Origin of the sequence: Streptomyces sp. NPDC127084 (assembly GCF_042724175.1) — a bacterium.
Lineage (GTDB): Bacteria > Actinomycetota > Actinomycetes > Streptomycetales > Streptomycetaceae > Streptomyces.
Map to the genome: position 1 here is coordinate 1 of NZ_JBHXFA010000440.1, position 1,018 is coordinate 1,018.

1 protein-coding gene is annotated in these 1,018 nt (G+C 72.4%); it reads right to left on the minus strand.

Features of this window, described 5'->3' with window-relative positions; all coding sequences use genetic code 11:
• Nucleotides 1–163: 163 nt before the first annotated feature.
• The gene (locus tag ACFWI9_RS34830; RefSeq protein WP_387169442.1) at nt 164–925 is read right to left on the minus strand and encodes an AraC family transcriptional regulator; all 762 of its coding nucleotides are present in this window, start codon (nt 923–925) and stop codon (nt 164–166) included.
• Nucleotides 926–1,018 lie beyond the last annotated feature (93 nt).

Sequence of the window (1,018 nt, forward strand, 5' to 3'; positions counted from 1 at the left end):
GACGTCGGTATCGCCTGGACGGAGGCCGGTGACCCGGTCGTCCTCGCGGTCCTGACGACGAAGCCGGCCCTGCCGCCCGACGCGCCGTACGACAACCAACTGGTGGCGAGGACCGCCGAGTTGGTGGCGGCCGCCCTCGGTTAACGAGGGACGTGACGCTCGGCTAGCGCGGAAAGTACTGCCTCGGTGTCACCCCGACCACCCGGTGGAACGCCGCCGTGAAGGAGCTCGCCGAGGCGTACCCCACGCGTCGCGCCACGGACTCCACCGGCAGCCCCTCGGCGAGGAACGGCAACGCGGCCTGCATCCGCAGCCGTTCCCGCCACTGGCCGAAGCCCAGACCCGTCTCCGCGACGAAGAGGCGCGCCAACGTCCGTGCACTGGCCCCGACTTGCCCACCCCACGCAGCCAACGGCCGTGCGTCGGAAGGGTGGTTCATCAGTCCTACGGCCACCTCCCGCGCCCGCGGATCACGCGGCTCGGGTACGGACACGCTCGTCACCGGCACCGGACGCAGCTCGTCGAGGAGCACCAGCTCGGCTCGCGCGCGGGCCTCCGGTGTCAGGTCGGTGCGGTCCAAGTGCTCGACGAGCGCCCGGAGAAGCGGGGTGACCGCGACGACCGTGGGGTCCCGCCAGTCGATGTGCGGGCAGCTCGCCGGTTCGACGAAGGCGCCGCGCATCACGGCGTCGCCCTCGGACCCCGTGGCGTGCGGGACGAGCGCGGGGACCCAGAGGGCCAGCGACGGCGGCAGCAGCCAGGTCCCGTGCTCCCCGCTGATCCGCAGCAACCCCCGCTCGGAGCAGAGGAGTTGGTGGACGGGATGCCAGTGCGTGGCGAACGCCGTCCCGCGCGGCATCGTGAAGTGGCCGACGAGAATGGCCGTGTCGGACCAGCGCCCCCGCTCCTGTCCGTTCCGCGACATGACACGGCAGCCTAGCCCGTGGCGGACAGCGGCCCGCCCCGCCTAGCGTCGACGTATGCCGATGAACCGAGCCCACCGCAAGCTGTGCAGCTC

Excerpts from the sequence above, each read along its gene's own strand:
- ACFWI9_RS34830 (WP_387169442.1), bottom strand. The coding sequence starts at position 925 with ATGTCGCGGAACGGACAGGAGCGGGGGCGCTGGTCCGACACGGCCATT.